14 protein-coding genes are annotated in these 18,841 nt (G+C 65.4%); all 14 read right to left on the reverse strand.

The features are described 5' to 3' along the window. Positions 1 to 9: 9 nt before the first annotated feature. Positions 10 to 3,456, reverse strand: coding sequence for a transcription-repair coupling factor (gene mfd, locus F1609_RS05785; RefSeq protein ID WP_167075524.1), 3,447 nt, complete (start codon positions 3,454 to 3,456; stop codon positions 10 to 12). A gap of 85 nt (positions 3,457 to 3,541) precedes the next feature. Next, on the reverse strand, positions 3,542 to 4,483 hold the full coding sequence (locus F1609_RS05790) for a 5'-nucleotidase (RefSeq protein ID WP_167075525.1): 942 nt from the start codon (positions 4,481 to 4,483) through the stop codon (positions 3,542 to 3,544). A 27-nt stretch (positions 4,484 to 4,510) separates the two neighbouring features. After that, positions 4,511 to 5,506 carry an HDOD domain-containing protein gene (locus F1609_RS05795; RefSeq protein WP_167075526.1) on the reverse strand — a complete coding sequence of 332 codons (996 nt, stop codon included), beginning with the start codon at positions 5,504 to 5,506 and terminating at the stop codon, positions 4,511 to 4,513. Positions 5,507 to 5,646: 140 nt separating this feature from the next. Further along, positions 5,647 to 6,501, reverse strand: a complete 855-nt coding sequence (locus F1609_RS05800) for a PP2C family protein-serine/threonine phosphatase (protein ID WP_167075527.1) — start codon at positions 6,499 to 6,501, stop codon at positions 5,647 to 5,649. Between the two features lie 156 nt (positions 6,502 to 6,657). Next, positions 6,658 to 7,179 carry a hypothetical protein gene (locus tag F1609_RS05805; protein WP_167075528.1) on the reverse strand — a complete coding sequence of 174 codons (522 nt, stop codon included), beginning with the start codon at positions 7,177 to 7,179 and terminating at the stop codon, positions 6,658 to 6,660. Positions 7,180 to 7,218: 39 nt separating this feature from the next. Continuing rightward, positions 7,219 to 7,587 (reverse strand): NlpC/P60 family protein, encoded by a 369-nt coding sequence (locus F1609_RS05810; protein WP_167075529.1) that lies wholly within the window; start codon positions 7,585 to 7,587, stop codon positions 7,219 to 7,221. A gap of 388 nt (positions 7,588 to 7,975) precedes the next feature. After that, positions 7,976 to 9,958: an OPT family oligopeptide transporter gene (locus F1609_RS05815; RefSeq protein ID WP_167075530.1), complete on the reverse strand. Its 1,983-nt coding sequence runs from the start codon at positions 9,956 to 9,958 to the stop codon at positions 7,976 to 7,978. A gap of 98 nt (positions 9,959 to 10,056) precedes the next feature. Continuing rightward, the gene (locus tag F1609_RS05820; protein WP_187362925.1) at positions 10,057 to 12,495 is read right to left on the reverse strand and encodes a penicillin-binding protein 1A; all 2,439 of its coding nucleotides are present in this window, start codon (positions 12,493 to 12,495) and stop codon (positions 10,057 to 10,059) included. Between the two features lie 84 nt (positions 12,496 to 12,579). Further along, positions 12,580 to 12,927: a DUF3325 domain-containing protein gene (locus F1609_RS05825; protein ID WP_167075531.1), complete on the reverse strand. Its 348-nt coding sequence runs from the start codon at positions 12,925 to 12,927 to the stop codon at positions 12,580 to 12,582. Continuing rightward, positions 12,924 to 14,519: a PepSY-associated TM helix domain-containing protein gene (locus F1609_RS05830; protein WP_229421658.1), complete on the reverse strand. Its 1,596-nt coding sequence runs from the start codon at positions 14,517 to 14,519 to the stop codon at positions 12,924 to 12,926. The genes F1609_RS05825 and F1609_RS05830 overlap by 4 nt, the downstream gene beginning before the upstream one ends. Continuing rightward, positions 14,516 to 14,803: a hypothetical protein gene (locus F1609_RS05835; RefSeq protein WP_167075532.1), complete on the reverse strand. Its 288-nt coding sequence runs from the start codon at positions 14,801 to 14,803 to the stop codon at positions 14,516 to 14,518. Before F1609_RS05835 ends, F1609_RS05830 begins: the two co-directional genes overlap by 4 nt. A 3-nt stretch (positions 14,804 to 14,806) precedes the next feature. Beyond that, positions 14,807 to 17,266, reverse strand: a complete 2,460-nt coding sequence (locus tag F1609_RS05840; protein ID WP_167075533.1) for a TonB-dependent siderophore receptor — start codon at positions 17,264 to 17,266, stop codon at positions 14,807 to 14,809. 78 nt (positions 17,267 to 17,344) lie between these two features. Further along, positions 17,345 to 18,334 carry a FecR family protein gene (locus F1609_RS05845; RefSeq protein WP_229421660.1) on the reverse strand — a complete coding sequence of 330 codons (990 nt, stop codon included), beginning with the start codon at positions 18,332 to 18,334 and terminating at the stop codon, positions 17,345 to 17,347. Next, positions 18,331 to 18,822, reverse strand: coding sequence for a sigma-70 family RNA polymerase sigma factor (locus F1609_RS05850; protein WP_370661597.1), 492 nt, complete (start codon positions 18,820 to 18,822; stop codon positions 18,331 to 18,333). The genes F1609_RS05845 and F1609_RS05850 overlap by 4 nt, the downstream gene beginning before the upstream one ends. Positions 18,823 to 18,841: the final 19 nt, after the last annotated feature.

Consider the following 18,841-nt stretch of genomic DNA (forward strand, 5'->3'; position numbering starts at 1 on the left):
ATGTTCGTTTTACGCTAACAGTTGTTTAATCGTTTGCTTGACCTGCGTGACCCGCGCCGCCAGGTCCGGCATGCTGGCGGTGATCTTCAGCTTGTCCTGGCCGGCCAGCTTGATGTGCCGGTTTTTCTGGATCAGGGTGATGATGCGCATCGAGTCGATCGGCGGGTTGACCATGAACTGCAGGCTGGCCGCTTCGCCGTGCGCGTCGATCTTGATGATGCCGACCGTCTTGGCGGCGATGCGCAGGCGGTGCGTTTCGATCAGCGCCTTGACCGGGTCGGGCAGCTTGCCGAAGCGGTCGATCAGCTCTTCCTGCATGTCGTCGATTTTCTCTTGCGCGCCGCAGTTGGCCAGCCGCTTGTAGATCGACAGGCGTTCGTGCACATCGCCGCAGAAGTCGGCCGGCAGCAGCGCCGGCACGTGCAGGTTGATTTCGGTGGTGGTGGCCAGCGGCGCGGCCAGGTCGGGTTCCTTGCCGGCCTTGAGCGAGCGTACCGCTTCGTTGAGCATGTCCGAATACAGCTGGAAGCCGATTTCGAGCATCTCGCCCGACTGGTTCTCACCCAGCACTTCGCCGGCGCCGCGAATTTCCAGGTCGTGCATCGCCAAAAAGAAGCCGCTGCCCAGTTCTTCCATCTGCTGGATCGCGTCCAGGCGGCGTTGCGCCTGTTTGGTCAGGGTGCTCACGTCGGTCACCAGCAGATAGGCGTACGCCTGGTGGTGCGAACGGCCCACGCGCCCGCGCAGCTGGTGCAGCTGCGCCAGGCCGAACTTGTCGGCGCGGTGCATGATGATGGTGTTCGCGGTCGGCACGTCGATGCCGGTTTCGATGATGGTCGTGCACAGCAGGATGTTATAGCGCTGCGCCACGAAGTCGCGCATGACTTTTTCCAGGTCGCGCTCGTGCATCTGGCCGTGCGCCACGCCGATGCGCGCTTCCGGCAGCAGCTCGCTGAGCATGGCCATGCGGTTCTGGATGGTCTCGACTTCGTTGTGCAAGAAGTAAATCTGGCCGCCGCGTTTGAGTTCGCGCAGACACGCTTCGCGGATCACCGAGCCGTCTTCGCTGCGCACGAAGGTCTTGATCGCCAGCCGCTTTTGCGGGGCGGTGGCGATGATCGAAAAGTCGCGCAAGCCTTCCAGCGCCATGCCGAGCGTGCGCGGGATCGGGGTGGCGGTGAGCGTGAGCACGTCGACTTCGGCGCGCAGGGCTTTGAGCGCTTCTTTCTGGCGCACGCCGAAGCGGTGTTCTTCGTCGATGATGACCAGGCCAAGGCGGGTGAACTGCACGTCCGGCGAGAGCAGCTTGTGGGTGCCGATCACGATGTCGAGCGTGCCGTCGGCCATGCCCTTGATGGCGTTGTTGATCTCTTTGCCGGTGCGGAAGCGCGACAGCTCGGCGATGCGCACCGGCCAGTCGGCAAAGCGGTCGGCGAAGGTCTGCGCGTGCTGCTCGGCCAGCAGGGTGGTCGGCGCCAGGATGGCAACCTGCTTGCCGCCCATGACCGCGATGAAGGCCGCGCGCAGCGCCACTTCGGTCTTGCCGAAGCCGACGTCGCCGCACACCAGCCGGTCCATCGGTTTGCCGGCGGTCATGTCCTTGATGACGTTGTTGATCGCCTCGGCCTGGTCGGGCGTTTCTTCAAAGCCGAAGCTGTCGGCGAAGTTCTGGTAGTCGTGCGCCGAGTATTCGAAGGAGTGGCCCTTGCGCAGCGCGCGCCGGGCGTACAGGTTAAGCAGTTCGGCCGCGGTATCGCGCACCTGTTCGGCCGCCTTGCGCTTGGCTTTGTCCCAGGCGCCCGAGCCGAGCGCGTGCAGCGGCGCGTCTTCGGGCGAGGCGCCCGAGTAGCGCGAGATCACGTGCAGCTGCGAGACCGGCACGTACAGCTTGGAGTCCTTGGCGTAATCGAGATGCAGGAATTCGGTCTCGCCTTCGCCCAGGTCCATGCTGGTCAGGCCCATGTAGCGCCCGATGCCGTGATTGATGTGAACCACCGGGTCGCCGATTTTCAGCTCCGACAGGTCGCGCACCATCGACTCGACTTGCGTGACGCCTTCCTGCTTCTTCTTGCCGGCGCGCCGCCCCGAACCCGCATACAGCTCGGTCTCGGTGATGAAAATCAGGTCGCCGGCGCCAAGCTCCGACAATTCGAAGCCGGCCTGCAGCGGCGCCACACCCAGCGCCAGCCTTGTGTCGGACTGCACGAAGCCGGCGAAGCCCTCGACCGGCACCAGCGCCAGATTGTATTCGTTGAAGTACTGCTGCAGCGTTTCGCGCCGGCCGTTCGATTCGGCGCAGATCATCACCCGTTTGTCATTCTGCAGCAGGTAGGCGCGCAGGTTGATCAGCGGGTCCTCGACGCGGCGGTTGACGGCCACGTTCGGAATCGGCGCCGACAGCTCGGACGGCTCCAGGTCTGCGTCTTTGGTCACGACCCAGCGGCCGTACGCCTTGGCCAGCGTGAAAAAATTCTCGTCGCTGAGGAACAGTTCGTCGGGCGTGAGGATCGGGCGGTCGCGGTCGGCCTTGAGGAAGCGGTAGCGCGATTCGGTATCGAGCCAGAAGCGCTTGATGGCGCCGTCGATGTCGCCCACCAGGGCCAGGCTGGCCTTTTCGGGCAGGTAGTCGAACAGGGTCGCGGTCTGCTCGAAGAACAGCGGCAGGTAGTATTCGATGCCGGCCGAGGCGATGCCGCTGCTGACATCCTTGTACACCACCGAGCGCGATGGATCGCCCTCGAAGCGTTCGCGCCAGCGGCTGCGGAAGGTGGTGCGGGCCGCGTCGTCCATCGGGAATTCGCGCCCCGGCAGCAGGCGCACTTCGCGCACCGGGTAGAGCGAACGCTGGGTGTCGGCGTCGAAGGTGCGGATGGTTTCGATTTCGTCGCCGAACAGGTCAAGCCGGTAGGGCAGGGCGGAACCCATCGGGAACAGGTCGATCAGGCCCCCGCGCACCGAGTATTCGCCGGGCGACATGACCTGTGAATTGTGGGTGTAGCCGGCCAGCGTCAGTTGCGCCTTGAGGCGCGTTTCGTCGAGCTTTTCGCCCTGCTTGAAAAAGAAGGTGTAGGCCGCCAAAAACGATGGCGGCGCCAGGCGCACCAGCGCCGTGGTGGCCGGCACGATCAGCACATCGCACTGGCCGTTCTGGATTTCGTGCAGGGTGGCCAGGCGCTCGGAGACCAGGTCCTGGTGCGGCGAGAAGGCGTCGTAGGGCAGCGTTTCCCAGTCCGGCAGCAGGTGGCAGGCCAGTTTGCCGTCGGCGAACCAGGGGATTTCGTCGAGCAGGCGCTGGCCGTCGCTGGCGTTGGCCACGATCACGGTCAGCATCTGCTTTGCCGCTTTGAGTTCGAGCGCCGCCACCGCCAGCGCATACGCGTCCGAGGAGCCGTACAGGGTCGGGAGCGCGAAGCGGTTACCGGTTTTTGGGAGTGATTTCTTTAAATCGAAAGGCATGCGCTGTGCTGGCTGGGTGCGGGACGGGTAATTATAGCCGGATCGGGGTGCGCCCGCCGATGCGAAACCGGACGGGCGGCCACGTTCACTCCAGCGGGCGCCGGTTGGCAATCCCGAACGGCACATGCACCATCGGTATCGTGCCACCGGGTGACGACGTTAAATGCGTCAGCTGGTCGTCGAAAAAGATGTGCGGCTTGAAGATCGACAGCACGCGCGTCTTGTTCATGCCGCCCAAGAAGAAGGTCTCGCTGGCCGAGACGCCCCAGCTTTTGAGCGTGGTCACCACGCGCTCGTGCGATGGGGCGTTGCGCGCGGTGATGATGGCAATCCGCAGCACCTTCTTGTAGGCCGGGTCGCGCCGCTGCGCGCGTTCTTCCAGTTTCTGCATCAGCGAGAGCTTGCGGAACATCTCGGCCAGGGGCCCGGGCTGGTGCGGCACCGCCATGTGCAAGGTCTCGTGCGCGTGAAATTCGCTCAGATCGTTATTGCGCTTGAAGATGGTCTCCGATTCGTCGTCGGCGATCACGCCGTCGAAGTCGAAGGCCACGCGCAGTTCGATATCGTCATCGTCGTCGACGATTTTCGACGGCAGCACCAGCCCGGCCGGATAGTTGGCCGCAATCGCGCTCTTGACGTCTTGTTCGTTCGCGCTCAGGAACAGCGCCGCGTTAAACGCCGGCAGGTAGGTGTAAGGCGACTGGCCGGTGATGAAGGCGGCGCGCGAGATATCGAGCCCGTAGTGGGCGATCGAGCGCATCACGCGCAGCCCGGTTTCGGGCGAATTGCGCGACAGGAGCACCACTTCGACCGGGTGATGGCGCGGGAAGACCTTGTTGATGTTCAGGAAGCGCCGAATGAAGGGGAACGCCACGCCCTTGCCCAGAATGACGTCCAGGTTGCGTTCCTGGTAGCGGCGGTATTCATCCGGTCCGCTGTCCAGGTACACCTGGTGCGAAGCGGTCAGGTCGAACAGGGCGCTCGACGCCACGCCGATCACCAGCTTGCGCTCAATCTCAAAGGCCATCGATGGTCCTCATTATTCTGGTCCTCATTATTCGTCTTCGTTACGGAGTTCTTCGAAACAGGCCAGGCCGGCGGCGTCGAGCCCTTCGACAACGAACGGGTCATCCTCTTCGAAGTGGGCCGAGTCGACCAGCATGCGCAGGCGGCTGAGCATGTCGGCCAGCGCCACCACGTGCGACAGCGGCGCGCCGTCAGGGTCGCCGGCCTCGCGGATGGCGCTCGTGACTGTATCGGGAAAGCCCCACGCTTCGGCGATCCGCACCGACAGCACGCGCGCGTGCGCATGCAGCGCCGAGACGAATTCTTCGGACTGCGGCAGCGACGCTTCGGTATTGGCCTGGTCGAGCAGGCGGAAGGCGACGATCAGGCCCATATTGTGCAGCAGCCCGGCGAAATACGCTTCGACCGGATTGGCGCGCACCGAGGGCGCCAGCACGCTGGCGGCCAGCGCGCATTTTTCGCACTGGCGCCACAGCAGCGGCGTGGAAAGCTGCGAAAACGGCCCCGGGTGCATGCTCATGATCACGGGCAGCAGCGAGGCGCGTCCGACCAGCATGCGCAGCCCGTTCACCCCCAGCAGCATGGTGGCGCGTTCGACCGTGGTCACAGGGTCGTTGGCGTGATAGTGCGGGTGGTGGCAGGGGCGGTTCGCTTCACGCAGCACTTCGGTGATCAGCTCCTTGTCTTGCGAGAGCTGGCGCGCCAGGTCGGCGCCGGAGACGCTGCTGTCGCGCATGGAGCGCAGCAGCGGCGTGAACACGGCTGGCCGGCTGGGCGCGAGAGTGATCTCGTCGAGCGGCTGCTGGGTCATGTAGGCCAGGTCGACCACCAGGACTTTTTCGTCGCCCGACGGGCCGCTGTTGGGCGTGATGCCGGCCAGCCAGCGGTAGAACAGCACGTCGACCATGCCCGCGTGCGCAGGGTCGGGCGCCCGCGTCCTGGCGGGAGCGGGTGCGGCCACGGGGGCGGGCGCTGGCTTGCTTTCCTCGCTGTCGCCGCCCAACAAATTCTTCAGCCATTTCATTGCTTGTTCTCTTTTACCTGCACAAAGGCTGTCCCCCCGATTTTACATGATTACTCAGTAGAAACTCAGGGTTGCGCTGCCCGGCGTCGTGTCTTGTGCACGAATGTTTTCTGAACGTCAATCTTAACTATGTGTGCTGATTAATCGCAATGAAACAGGACGACGGTGACGTTGTCGCGGCTACCGTCGCGCAGGGCGGTGGCGATCAGTTCCGTGCAGCACTCGCCCAGTTGGCCCGGGCGGGCGTCGGCCAGCATGGCGGCGATGCGGTCGTCCGGCGTGGACCCATACATGCCGTCGCTGCACAGCAGGTACAGGTCGCCGGGCTGGACGGCCTGGATATGCAGTTCCGGGTGCACGTCGCCCGAGGGGCCGATCGCTTGCAGCAGCAGGTTGCGCGGCGGCAGGTTGTCGGTGGCGCCGGCATCGACCGCGTCCTGGTACATGGTCTGGTCGCGCGTGAGCTGGGTCAACTGGCCGGAACGGTAGCAGTACAGGCGGCTGTCGCCGACGTGGAACACCAGCAGCGGCGCGCCCGGCGCCGGTTGCCAGACGCCGGTGAGGGTGGTGCCCATGCCGCCGCCGTCGCCGCGCCGGTTGGCCAGGTTGGTCTGGTACATGCGCTGGTTGACGAATTCGACGCCGTCGTGCAGCGTCACCATGCTGGCCAGGGTGTCTTCGCTCCAGATGGCGTCCGGATCGGCCGATTCGGGGTCGAACGGGCTGGCGCGAAAGTTCGGCGCCGCCATGCCGCTGTCCGGGTCGGTGCTGGCGCGCAGGAACTGGGCCAGCGATGTGAGTGCTTCGGCGCTGGCGACTTCGCCCGAGTCATGCCCGCCCATGCCGTCGGCCACGGCCACCAGGCCCAGGCTGGCGTCGATCAGGAAATTATCTTCGTTCGAGGGGCGGACGGTGCCGGTGTCGGTCATGCCGAAAGCCGTACCGGCGGCGAGGCGGTGCGGCGTGGACGGTGAAAGTTGCTTCCAAAAATACAAGGCGTCTCCTGAGGGTGGACTGGCGTAAGTCAGTCGCGCATGATTGCCATGCTAGCACGCAGGGTGCGCTTTGTCCGGGTCAATACGGCAAAAACCGGTTCAGGGTGCGTGCCGGAATGGCCCGGCGCGCCGCCGCGCTGCGCCAGGCTTGCATATTTATGGCGGCGGGGCGGATGGGACATTCTCGCATCTCATCCCCTCCGTAGACGTTTTCTTGAATGCCTTTTTCTTTTCATCGACAATCCACGCAGACTGCGCTGATAGCGTCGCAACACCGTCTTCTTTATTCAAAACAGCAAAAATCAATTCTGGTTTTTCTTTATCGTGGACGGTGCATTGTCCGGTAAATTCCACCAAGCGTGCCGGATCGTCTGGAACTTGTATCACATCGTGTATGCGTAACTTCTTTTTATCCTCAAGCAGAATATATTTATTCCCGCAAATCATCCAGTATCCTGCGAGCAAGCCTTCAGAGATGTCATCCGTGCCCACATTTTTAAGGCCGATGCGCGTGTGCCTGGCCTCGATCGCCACGACTTTTTCATTTTTTACCTGCCTGCCGATCAGTTTCTTTGAAATTTCCGATCCGCATTTAATGGCGCTGAACGCATCGCTTGCAAAAGAAGATTTTCCGCAAAAAAACGAAAGTACTAACAGAGAATAAATTCCGATTTTCATTTTATTATCAATTTATAATTGAATTATTAATTTTCATGTCTACGGCCTCCGATAAAACTTCACTGCTGGCTTCTCTTTCCTGTAAGTGGCGGAAGGATAATATCCATGTACTGCTGGCTGTTTATAGTCAGATACCCACTGCGTACCGTTATACATCGCCATGTGGCCTGCAACCCCATTCTCAGTTGGTTGAATAACCACAACATCGCCAGCTTGTGGCGCGCCTGCTGCTGCAACAAATCCGGCATTGGTAAGCCGGCTGCCGTAATTTTTCGCGTACATCGTCTTTGAAAGAGTGACACCTCCAGCTTCAATGGCTTTCCTGACATATGTCGCACAGTTGCTTGTGCTGGCAGCTTCTGCATTTGAATTAAGATGATCAACGGCGGCTTTTGCGTCCCAAGGCATTCTCGGTTTCCTTATTCGTGTGAAATTTCAATGGTGTGCCTTACTGATAACCTGGAAGAACACCAGTAGCGCACTCTCCGGCCCGGTCGAAATGACCGGTTGATCGTCGCACTTTCTTAAAACTCTATTGCCTAGCTTGCTCAGCATAGCGTTCTGCGCAACTCTTTTAATTAATAATGTTAGCTAATATACACTAAAAAAGCGATATTGTTTACATTGCTTTGCAAAATGATCAGTGATCGGCGCGGCGATGAAGAGATGGCGTCGGAAGGGGCCCATGAAGCGGGCATGCAGCGACATTCGAAGGACAACAAGTGCAGCATTGCATTGCTGGTCCATGGTTTGCCAGGACGCCGGACGGCGCCCTGGCAGGGCGATCACGCCGGGGTCAGGCGGCGACTTTTTGGGCGCTGCGCGCAGCCCAGCGATACAGGCCGCTGACGATGGCCGCGCCCAGCACCAGGGCGATCAGCATGTGCGCGGTTTCGCCCATGGCGTTGGGGATGGCCAGCGGTTCGGCCACATTGGTGGCCACGATCAGGCCGGCCAGGCCGACGTTGAACAGGCTCTCGCCGACGATGAAGCCGGACATGACCAGCACGCCGAGGCGCTTGGCCGTTTCGCCCCAGGTGGCGCTGCTGACGGCCCGTTCGAACATCCAGCCGGCGATGGCGCCGACGATCACCGGCGCCGTCACCGCGGCCGGCAGGTAGATCGCCAGGCCCACGCCCAGCGGCGGCAGGCTGTAACGCTCGCGGCTGCCCTTGCGGATGACGAAGTCGGCCACCACCAGGATCAGGCCGAGCAGGACGCCGTAGCCGATCAGGCCCCAGTCCAGGTTATTGCCGATGACGCCCTTGGCCAAGGTCGAAATCAGGGCAGCCTGCGGGGCCGCCAGCGGATCGTCGCCGACCACGCCCACGTTCGGGGCGCCGGCAAAGCCCTTGGCTTTATTGAGCAGGTCCAGCACCAGCGGGACCACGGTGGAACCGGCGGCCACGCCGATCAACAGGCCAACCTGCTGCTTCCACGGGGTGGCGCCGACCAGCTGGCCGGTTTTCAGGTCTTGCAGGTTGTCGTTGCCGATCACGGCCACGGCCAGCACCACGGTGGTGACGAACAGCGCGTAGGCCACCAGCGCGTGCGCCACTTCCGGTCCCATGAGGTGCTTGCCGACGAAGCCGACGCTGAGCGAAGCGCCCAGGATGGTCAGGATGGCGATGCCGGACACCGGCGAATTGGACGAGCCGATCAGGCCGGCCATGTAGCCGCACACGGCGGCGGCGAACACCCCGGCGACCAGGATGTAGCCGACGCCGACCGCCACCAGCGGCAGCGAGAGGCTGGCCAGCACGCCGCCTTGCAGGAAGCTGGCGAGCAGCCAGCCGGCCGGCACCATGGCCAGCAGGGTGACCAGGCCGACGATGAAAATCGGCAGATCCTGCTCGGCGCGCTCGATCGAGGCGCCTTCGGACTTGGCCTTGCGCGCCGCGTCCAGGGCCGACTTCAGGCCGCCCAGTACTGGCTTGCCCAGGCCGGCCAGGGTGACAATGGCGGCAGCGCCAATGGCGCCGGCACCGATCATGCGCACTTTGGAACTCCACATGCCGAGCGCCTGGTCGGCCGCCGACAGGGCCGGCTGCGGGTCCATCGAGGTCAGTACCGGCACCAGGATGGCCCAGGCGATGACCAGGCCGGCCAGCATGGCCATGCCGACGGTGATGCCCATCAGGTGGCCCGCGCCCAAAAGGGCCAGCGAACTGGCTGCGCCGATGCCGGTGGCGCCGCTGCCGGCCTTGAAGTAGATGGCTACTTCGGCGGCCATCAGCTTGGCGCCGGCGGCGGCCGCGAACAGCGCGGACGTCAGGGCGCCCCAGACCACCGCCATCAGACCGAGCTTGCCCTCGGCCGCGCCGTTGCGCGAGGCGGTGCCGACCTTGAGCACTTCGGCCGCGGCCACGCCTTCCGGATAGGGCAGGTCGGACTGCGACACCAGCGCGCGCCGCAGCGGCACGGTGTACATCACGCCCAGCACGCCGCCGATGGCGCAGGCGCCGAAGACGGGCCAGAACGGCACCTTGGCCCACCAGCCGATCATGATCAGCCCTGGCAGCACGAAGATCACCGACGCCAGCGTGCCCGCCGCCGAGGCGATGGTCTGGACGATGTTGTTTTCCTGGATGGTGGCGTCCTTGAAGGCGCTCAGCAGCGCCATCGAGATGACGGCGGCCGGGATCGAGGTTGCGAAGGTGAGTCCGACTTTCAGGCCCAGGTAGACCTGGGCGGCTGTAAAGACGAGGGTGATGACGATGCCGAGGAGGACTCCTCGGATCGTGATTTCTTTTGGTCCGGCCAGTGCGACAATCGCCATCCAGTGCTCCAGTATGATGTTGATGTATTAGGGTGCAAAAAAGCGTCCCATCATAGCTGGCAAAGCGCGAACGCGGAAGCGAAATGCGAACCGGTCTCTTAACCCCCCGCCTGCGACTCGGCGCCGTGGTTGAACTGTGGCTGCTGCTGATGCTGCGGCGCGGCTGGCGCCGGCGCCTGGCCCGGTTCACCCGGCTCGCCAGGTTCGCCCGGCTCCGCGCCATCGTCCGGCAGCGCCGGCAGCTCGTTCATGTCGATCGTCTTGAACTCGCTGCTGCCCGCGTATTCGGCATAGATCCAGTCGTCGTCTTCGCGCAGCACGCCTTCCGGCACCGGGCGGTCCTTGGCGGGGCGCTTGTCGAGCGCCGCGCGCATGTAGTCGACCCAGATCGGCATGGCCAGGGTGGCGCCGAACTCGCGCCCGCCGAGCGAACGCGGATCGTCGTAGCCCATCCAGGCTACGCCCACCACATTGCCCGCGTAGCCGGCAAACCAGCCGTCGAAGGCGTCGCTGGTGGTGCCGGTCTTGCCGGCCAGGTCGTTGCGGCCGAGCGCGCGGGTGGCGCCGGCGGCGGTGCCGGAGCGGGTCACGTCGCGCAGCATGCTGTCGACCATGAAGGCGTTGCGCTGGTCGATCACGCGCAGCGTTTCGTCGGCGACGGCCGGCGCCGGCGTTTCGAGCAAGACCGTGCCGTTGCCGTCCGTGATTTTGGCGATCAGGTAGGGCTTGACCGAAAAGCCGCCGTTGGCGAACACCGCGTACGCGCCCGCCAGTTGCAGCGGCGTGACGGCGCCGGTACCGAGCGACATGGTCAGGTTCTTGGGGTGGCGCGCCAGGTCGAAGCCGAACTTGCCCAGGTATTCATGGCCGTAGCCGACCTCGATGGCGCGCAGCAGGCGCACGGTCGGCACGTTCTTGGAATGGACCAGGGCGCGCCGCATGCTCACTTCACCATCGAACTTGCCGTCGTCGTTCTGCGGGGACCAGGTGGCGCCGCCCGCGCCGCTCGGCATGGACAGCGCTTCGTCGAGGATGCGGGTGCCCGGCGAAAAGCCTTTTTCCAGCGCCGCCGAATATACGAACGGCTTGATCGCCGAACCGGGCTGGCGCCAGGCCTGGGTCACGTGGTTGTACTGGTTCAGGCCATAATCGAAGCCGCCGACCAGTGCGTGGTAGGCGCCGGTGGCCGAATCGATGGCCACGAAACCGGCCTGCACCTGCGGCAGCTGGACGATCGACCAGGTTTTCGCGTCCTTGTCCTTGTCCTTCTCCTTGATCCTGACCTGGGCGATGCGCACCACCGCGCCCGGACGCAGCTTGATGGCCGCCTTGGCGCCAGGCGCCAGCCCCGGCGCCACGAAGCGCAGGCCGGCGCCGCTAATTTCGATGCGCTCGCCGTCCATGGTTTCGACCGCAACCAGCTTGCCCGAGGCTTCAAGCACCACGGTCGCCGCCAGGCCGTCGCTGACGGGGCGCTTGCGCAGTTCTTCACGAATCCCGTCGGCGCGCTCCTGCGCGTCCGAAGGCAGGTCGATGAAGGATTCCGGGCCGCGGTAGCCGTGCCGCTGGTCGTAGGCCAGCACGTTGCGCCGCAGCGAATCGTAAGCGGCGTCCTGTTCGGCCTTGAGGATGGTGGTGTAGACGCTGATGCCGCGTGTGTAGGCCTCGTCCTTGTATTGTTCGAACACCGCCTGGCGCGCCAGTTCGGCCACGTATTCGGCGTGGGTGTCGAATTCCTGGCGCTTGGCGGCGATGCGGATCGGTTCTTCTTTCGCGCTTGTATACTGGGTGTCGTCGAGGTAGCCCAGCTCGCGCATGCGCTTCAGGACGACCATCTGGCGCTTCTTGGCGTTGCGCGGATTGACCGCCGGGTTGTTGCTGACCGGGTCGCGCGGCACGCCGGCCAGCATGGCCATTTCGGCGATCGAGAGCTGGTCGAGGCGCTTGCCGAAGTAGGCCTGGGCGGCGCTGGAAAAGCCGTACGAGCGCCGTCCCAGGAAAATCTGGTTCATGTACAGTTCGAGGATCTTGTCTTTCTTGAGCGCGGCCTCGATCTTGAAGGCGAGGGCGATTTCGTCGGCCTTGCGTCCCAGTTTCTTGTCGCGCGTGAGGAAGAAGTTACGCGCCACCTGCATGGTGATGGTCGACGCCCCTTCGCGAAAGCCGCCGCGCAGGTTGGCGCGCGCGGCGCCGCCGGCGCGGATCCAGTCCACCCCGCCGTGCGAGTAGAAGCGCGTGTCTTCGATGGCCAGCACGGCGTTTTTCATCATGGCGGGCACCTTCTCGATCGCCAGGAAATCGCGGTGCTCTTCGCCGAATTCGCCGATCAGCACATTGTCGGCCGTGTAAATGCGCAGCGGGATCTTGGGCTGGTAGTCGACCACGGCATCGATGGCCGGCACGCGCGGCACGATCACGCCATAGAAGTAGCCGAGCAGGCCAAGCACCGCCAGCAGGCCGGCGGCGATGGACAGGAGCAGGGCGCGAATGATGTATTTGCGCGTCACCCAGCGCTTGAGAAAAGTATCTGTAGTCAAAACGATGTCCGCCAGTGCGGGCCGTGCCAGGAGTGACGGCCCAGTTCCGGCGAATTATAGTCGATCGCTTTTATCGCCCCGTTTTCATGGAATCCACATCAACCCGCCCAGCGCGGCTGGCGCCACCAGCAGCGCCGACCACGCCGTGGCGCGCGGCGCGTACGGCAGCAGGAACACCAGCGGCAGCACCCCGGCCGACAGGAAGCCGAGCCACAGCACCACGCCTACCGTCGCGCTCCACGCCGCCACGCAGGGCAGCAGCGCCAGCGCCAGCAGGAGCGCGCCGCCGGCCTGCATGGCCGCGCGCTGCCGGCGCGACGGTTCGCGCCCCCATACCTGCTGATGATGGCGGTCCATCGCCAGGCACAGGAGCGCCATGCCGGCGTACGCCAGGCCCAGCGCCGCGGCGCTGGCGATGAGGGTATGAGTCATGCGGTGCTCCCGCGTTGTTTGAGCGCGGCGCATGCCGCCACAGCGCCGGCCAGCAGCGCGGCCAGCTCCACGCCGGCGCTTTCCCAGTCGGCGCGCCCGCCGATTTGCGCGAGCAGATGGTCGCCGGTGGTGATCCAGTTCAGCGGCGCCAGAAGAACGCACAGGGCAGCGACTGCCCACAGCTGTTCGCGCCAGGCGCGTGCCGGCGCGCGCAGCAAACCGTGCGCCAGCGCCGCCAGCCAGACGCCGAAGAAGACCCGCAGCTCCCAGCCGGCACGCTGGTCCAGGTCCGTCGGCAGCAGGCGGTTGGCCCACAGATAGGCGGCGCAGGCAATCGCCAGGCCGGCAATCGCGGCCACGTTCACGCCTTCGATCAGGCGGTACACACGGGCGGTGGCGTCACCGAATTCGGCGCCATGCCTGTTGCGGCGCTTGACCATGAACAGGATTGCGCCGGTGGCCATCATCGCGGTGCCGGCCAGGCCGCATACAAAATACAGCCAGCGGGTCGCCAGCCCGCCGAAGCTGGCCATGTGCAGGCTGCCCATGGCCAGCCGGGTCAGCGAGGCGGCGCCGCCGTCGACCTCACCCGGCTGGCGCACTGCCAGCACCTTGCCGCTGGCTGCCGAAAACGACACCATGCCGCTGGTGTTGGTAATGCGCGTCATGGCCTCGGCCTCGTTATCCCAACCGTAGACGCCGATGCGCATCGAGCTGTCGCCGGGGTTGTCGATGACGACGCAGCGCACCGCTTGCCCCATCAGCGCTTCGGCGCGGGCGGCGAAGGTTTCCAGGTCGGGCATCGCCAGCGCATGTCCGCTGCGCGCCACCCGCGCGGGACCGCCAAGGTCGGCGAGGAACTGTTTCATGTTGTCGGCGCCCGGACCGTAATGGGCCAGCAATGGCGCCGGCATCAGGGTGACGCTGGAGATGGCGATGCCGGTATAGGCGATCATGAACAGGAACGGCAGGGTCAATACCGCCACCGCGTTGTGCGCGTCGAGCCAGCTGCGCTGCCCCTTGGCCGGACGGAAGGTGAAGAAGTCCTTGAAGATGCGCTTGTGCGTAACGATGCCAGACACCAGCGCCACCAGCATCGCCATGGCGGCGACGGCGGTGATCCACAGGCCGGTGTTGCCGGCATGGAGTTCATAATGGAAGTCGACGAAGTGGTGCCCGCCGTAGGTCGGCCGCACCGGCTTGCCGGCGGCGCCAGCGGAAAGCGGTGCGCCGCTGGCCGGGTCGAGGCGTGCTTCCGCATAGCCGCCTTGCTGGTTGAACCAGTAGGCCGACAGCGCATTGTTGTCGTTGCGGTTGATCGGCCAGATTTCCCACATGTCGGCGCGCGCATGGGCCTTGGCCATATACGCCGCCCCCAGCGCCAGGCGCTGCCGGCGTTCGGACGCCGCCACCGGCGCCGGCGGCGCGGCACGGTGTTCTTCGAGCGCGTGCTCGGGCGACATCCAGTGCGTGATCGCCTCGTCGAACACGGCCAGGGTGCCGGTCAGGAAAATCGCATACAGCAGCCACGAAAACCACAGGCCGCACCAGGTGTGCAGCCAGGCCATGGACTGGCGCCAGCCGGCCTTCATGCGCCGCTCCCGCCGCGTGCCAGCAGCATGCCGGCGCCCCCCAATACCACGCCGGCGAGCGCCAGGGTCAGCCAGACACGCGCGAGCGGCTGCGGCGAGAAGGCCCAGACGATGGCCGCCGTGTACGCCGCGAAGCTGGCGTAGGTGCCCATCAGGACCGCTTCGGCGCGCGCCATCGGCAGCACCGCGCCAAGGAACACCGCCAGCGCGGCGGCGACGGCATAGCCGCCCGCCACGGCGGCGAGCAGGCGCGAACAGACTTGCAAAGGTGGGCTGAGCGTCATGGTTTACAGCGCCGGCGTGTATTTGACCGTGAACATGACGCTGCGCGGCGTGCCGTAGTCGTTGTTGCCGTCGGTCTGGTTGAAGGCCGGGATGTAGTAGCGCTTGTCGAACAGATTGTTGACGTTGAGCGCCAGCGCCACCTCGGGGTTGAGCTGCCAGGCCAGGCGCGCATTCCAGACGTTAAAGCCAGGTATTTTGAAGGTGCGCTCGTAGCCGATGCTGTTGCTTTGCGCACTGAATCCGGCGCCGACGCTCAGCTTGTTCCAATCGCCCGGCAACTGGTAGCGGCTCCACACGCGCAGCAAGTGTTTCGGGGTCCACTGGCTGAAGGTCTTGCCCTGGTTGTCGGCATCCTGCAGGAATTTGGTGGTGTTCCAGGTGTAGCCGGCCGACACTTCCAGGCCCGGCAGTACCGTGCCGCTGGCCTCGGCTTCCACGCCCTGGCTGCGCACCTTGCCGCTGGTTTTGTTGCAATACCAGCCATCGCAGGCGTAACCGGCGGCGTAATCGGCCACCGAGCGGTTCTTGTGGTCGTAGCGGAACATGGCCAGCGCGGTGTTGACCTTGCCGTCCATGAGTTCGCCTTTGAGGCCGGCTTCCATATTGCTGCCGATGACAGGCTCGAGCGCCTGGCCGGCGACGGTGCGTCCGGACTGCGTTTCGAACACACTAGTGTAGCTGCCGTAGGCCGACCATTGCCGGTTCAGCGCATACACCAGGCCGGCGTACGGCGTCACCTTGCCCGAGGCCGTGACCGTGCTCTGCTCGTTCAGGCGCGGCTGGCGGTAGAGTTCGTCGTACCAGCTCACACGCGCGCCGGCAATCGCGGTCAGCGCCTCGCTCACCCTGGCGCGCCAGCTGCCGTAGAGGCCTTTTTGACGGATATCATAGTTGGCGTAGGTGGCGCGGCCGCCGCGCGCGAGGATGGTGTCGAAGTCCATCCACGGGCGCGCGTGGTCGATGTTGAAGATGTTGCCACCGGGATTGAAGGTGCGCGCGTAGCGGTCGTCCGAGGTGTATTTCGAGTAATTGGCGCCGAGCATGACGTCGTGGCGCAGCCCAAATGCGTCGAAACGGCCGTTCAGGTACAGGTCGGCGCCCAGCTTGGTCGAATTGAAATCGGTGGACCAGTCGGCAAAGTCGAGCCCGCTGCCGTCGGCTGCCACCTTGCCGTGCATGCGCTGGTGCACCGAAGAATTGTTCTCGTCCATGTGGACGGCGGCCGCCTTCACAGTCCAGTTGGCGTTGAAGCGATGGCTGAGGTCGGCAAAGACGGTGGTCTGTTCGATTTCGGCGCGGTTCCAGTGGGCGCCGGTGTAGGTCGAACGCGGCAGGCCGATGTCGCCGCCGTCCGGATAGCGCGGCAGGCCGCGCACCATCGGGCGGGTGCGGTTGTCGGTATTGCTCACAGCCAGGCCGAGGCTGGTGTCGGGGCTGATGTCATAGTCGAGCGCGGCGTACAGTGCGCGGTTCTTTTCCCAGACTTGGTCGATGAAGGAGTGGCTGTTGTCGACATCGGCCACCACGCGCGCGCGCACGGTGCCGGCGGCGTTGAGCGGACTGCCGGCGTCGAGCTGGACGCCGGCGTGGTCCCAGGAACCGGCGCGGGCGGTCAGCGCCACGCTGCGTTCGGCCTGGCCGCGCTTGCGTACCAGGTTGACCGCGCCGCCCGGGCTGCCGGTGCCCTGCAACAGGCCGGCGGCGCCGCGCAGCACTTCCACCCGGTCGAAGTAGACCAGGCCTTCGGTGCCCCAGTTGCCCAGCGCATAGGTGTTGCGCGGGATCGGCACGCCGTCGTACTGCCACGAATCGATCTGGAAGCCGCGTGAATTGATGATCATGCCCTGGCCCACGCCCTTGACGCCGACCACGCCGGTGATACTGTTGGCGGCGTCCATCAGGTCGGCCAGGCCCTGGTCGTCCATCTGCTCGCGGGTGAGCACGCTGACCGATTGCGGAATGTCCTTGCGCGCCAGCTCGCCTTTGCCCAGGGTGACCATATTGCTGGCGTAGGAGGTGCTGCCTTCGGTGGTGGCGCTGCGCGCCGCTTGCGCGCTGACCTTGATTTCGCTCATGGTTTGCGCGGGAGTCGGGGCAGGGGCCGGGGCGGCGGGAACGGCGGCCGCGGCCGGAACCAGGAGGTAGCCGGCGCCCGACTTGCCCAGCGCGTAGCCGGTGCCGCGCAGCAGCACGGCGAAGCCTTGTTCGACGCCGTAGCTGCCCGACAAGCCCTCGCTGCGCACGCCTTGCACCCTGGCGGCATCGACGGCGATGGCGACGCCGGCCAGCTGCGCGTAGCGGTTCAATGCATCGGCCAGCGGGCCGGCGGCGATGCTGTACTGGCGTTCCTGGGTCTGGGCCTGCGCGTGCAGGGCCGGTCCGGCACTGAGCAAGACGCCGCACAGGAGTTCGATGGCGATGACGGAGGCGCGCAGGCTGCGCGAGCGGGAGGTTGTAGACATGTCGATGCTTCCTTGTGGATGGGTTTCATTGACATGACGAAGCAAAAAACAAAACCGGAACCGCTGTTCGCACATTATTTACTCTTTTTTCGGCTCCACCAGCACCAGCCATGGCGTGATGGTGCGAATCCGCAGTTGTGGAAAGCTCGCTTGCAAGAGTGTGAGCGCGCCGTCGGTGTCGTCCAGCGGCAGCACAGCCGAGACGCGAATGCCCGCTAACCTGGCCGGGTCGAACTCGATGCGCCCGCTGCGGTGCCGCTGCAGCTGGGCCAGCACCTCGGCCAGCGGACGGTCGGCCACCACCAGCTGGTGCAGGCGCCAGGCGTCGTCGATGCTGGCCGGGTCGATCGGCGTCGGGGCGCCGACACCGGCGGCGTCGATGGTCACACGCTGGCCGGCGCCGACGGATGCTTCGCCGCCGCTGGCAGATCGCACCGCCACCCGCGATTCGAGCATGCTCAGGACCGTGGCCGGACCCTGGCGCGCGACCGTGAAGCGGGTGCCGAGCGCGCGCATGCTGCCCTGTGGCGTCTCGACCACGAAGGGGCGCGCCGCATCCCTGGCGACATCGACCAGTATTTCGCCCTGCACCAGTTCGACCGTGCGGCGCCGGGAATCGAAGCGCAGGTTCACGGCGCTGGCGCCGTTGAGGGTAATGCGGCTGCCGTCGTCCAGGGTGTGGCTGCGCCATTGCCCGCTGCCGGCGCGCAGGTCGGCCAGCAGCCACGCGGGCCGCCAGGTGTTCGCGCTCAGCCATGCCGGTCCGGCCAGCAGCGCCAGCGCGGCCCCGAGGGCGGCGACGGCGCGGCGCGCGCGCTTCGGCGGCGCTGTTGCCAGCACGCTGCCCAGCGCCGCGCGCGCCGGCCTGGCGCTGCCGCCGGCCTGCCCGCGCACCTCGCCCAGCTGCGCCAGCAGTTCTTCCATCCCGGCGGCCGCTTGCGCGTGGCGCGGGTCGGCCAGCTTCCAGGCGCTGAAGCCGGCATGGGCACGGGCGCGCCCGGCCTCGTCGTCGCCGCTCAGGCGGACGATCCAGGCGGCGGCCTGCGCGGCGATCGCGTCGTCTCTCATGCCAGCGCCGCGCACCGGTGGCGGCATGCGAGCAGCGCCTGCACCAGGTATTTCTGCACCATGCGCACCGATACGCCCAGATGGGCGGCGATGGCGGCGTGGGTTTGCTGGTCCAGGTAATGCAGCATAAAGGCCTCGCGCGCCCTGGCGTTTATGGCTTGCAGGGCGGCGCCGATCTGGTCCAGCGCTTCGAGCGCCATCAGGATCTCGTCGGGCGCGGGGTGGCACGGCAGGCTGTCGGCCAGCACGGCCATTTCGGCCAGGTAGGCATGTTCGAGCACCTCGCGCCGGGCGCGGTCGATGATCAGGCGTTTGGCGGTGGTGGCCAGCCAGGCGCGTGGCTGTTCGACGCCGAGCAGGGCGTCGCGCGAGGCGATGATGCGCATGAAGGTGTCGTGCGCGACGTCGGCCGCGTTGTGGGCGCAGCCGAGCTTCTTGCGCAACCAGCCAAACAGCCAGTCGTGATGCTCGCTATACAGTATGCACACTGCATGAGCGTGCTGCTGC

Origin of the sequence: Massilia aquatica (assembly GCF_011682045.1) — a bacterium.
GTDB lineage: Bacteria > Pseudomonadota > Gammaproteobacteria > Burkholderiales > Burkholderiaceae_D > Telluria_A > Telluria_A aquatica.

Coding starts and splice junctions, on each gene's coding strand:
- F1609_RS05825 (WP_167075531.1), bottom strand. CDS start 12,927: ATGACTCATACCCTCATCGCCAGCGCCGCGGCGCTGGGCCTGGCGTAC.
- F1609_RS05840 (WP_167075533.1), bottom strand. CDS start 17,266: ATGTCTACAACCTCCCGCTCGCGCAGCCTGCGCGCCTCCGTCATCGCC.
- F1609_RS05830 (WP_229421658.1), bottom strand. CDS start 14,519: ATGAAGGCCGGCTGGCGCCAGTCCATGGCCTGGCTGCACACCTGGTGC.
- mfd (WP_167075524.1), bottom strand. CDS start 3,456: ATGCCTTTCGATTTAAAGAAATCACTCCCAAAAACCGGTAACCGCTTC.
- F1609_RS05795 (WP_167075526.1), bottom strand. CDS start 5,506: ATGAAATGGCTGAAGAATTTGTTGGGCGGCGACAGCGAGGAAAGCAAG.
- F1609_RS05810 (WP_167075529.1), bottom strand. CDS start 7,587: ATGCCTTGGGACGCAAAAGCCGCCGTTGATCATCTTAATTCAAATGCA.
- F1609_RS05790 (WP_167075525.1), bottom strand. CDS start 4,483: ATGGCCTTTGAGATTGAGCGCAAGCTGGTGATCGGCGTGGCGTCGAGC.
- F1609_RS05835 (WP_167075532.1), bottom strand. CDS start 14,803: ATGACGCTCAGCCCACCTTTGCAAGTCTGTTCGCGCCTGCTCGCCGCC.
- F1609_RS05845 (WP_229421660.1), bottom strand. CDS start 18,334: ATGAGAGACGACGCGATCGCCGCGCAGGCCGCCGCCTGGATCGTCCGC.
- F1609_RS05805 (WP_167075528.1), bottom strand. CDS start 7,179: ATGAAAATCGGAATTTATTCTCTGTTAGTACTTTCGTTTTTTTGCGGA.
- F1609_RS05815 (WP_167075530.1), bottom strand. CDS start 9,958: ATGGCGATTGTCGCACTGGCCGGACCAAAAGAAATCACGATCCGAGGA.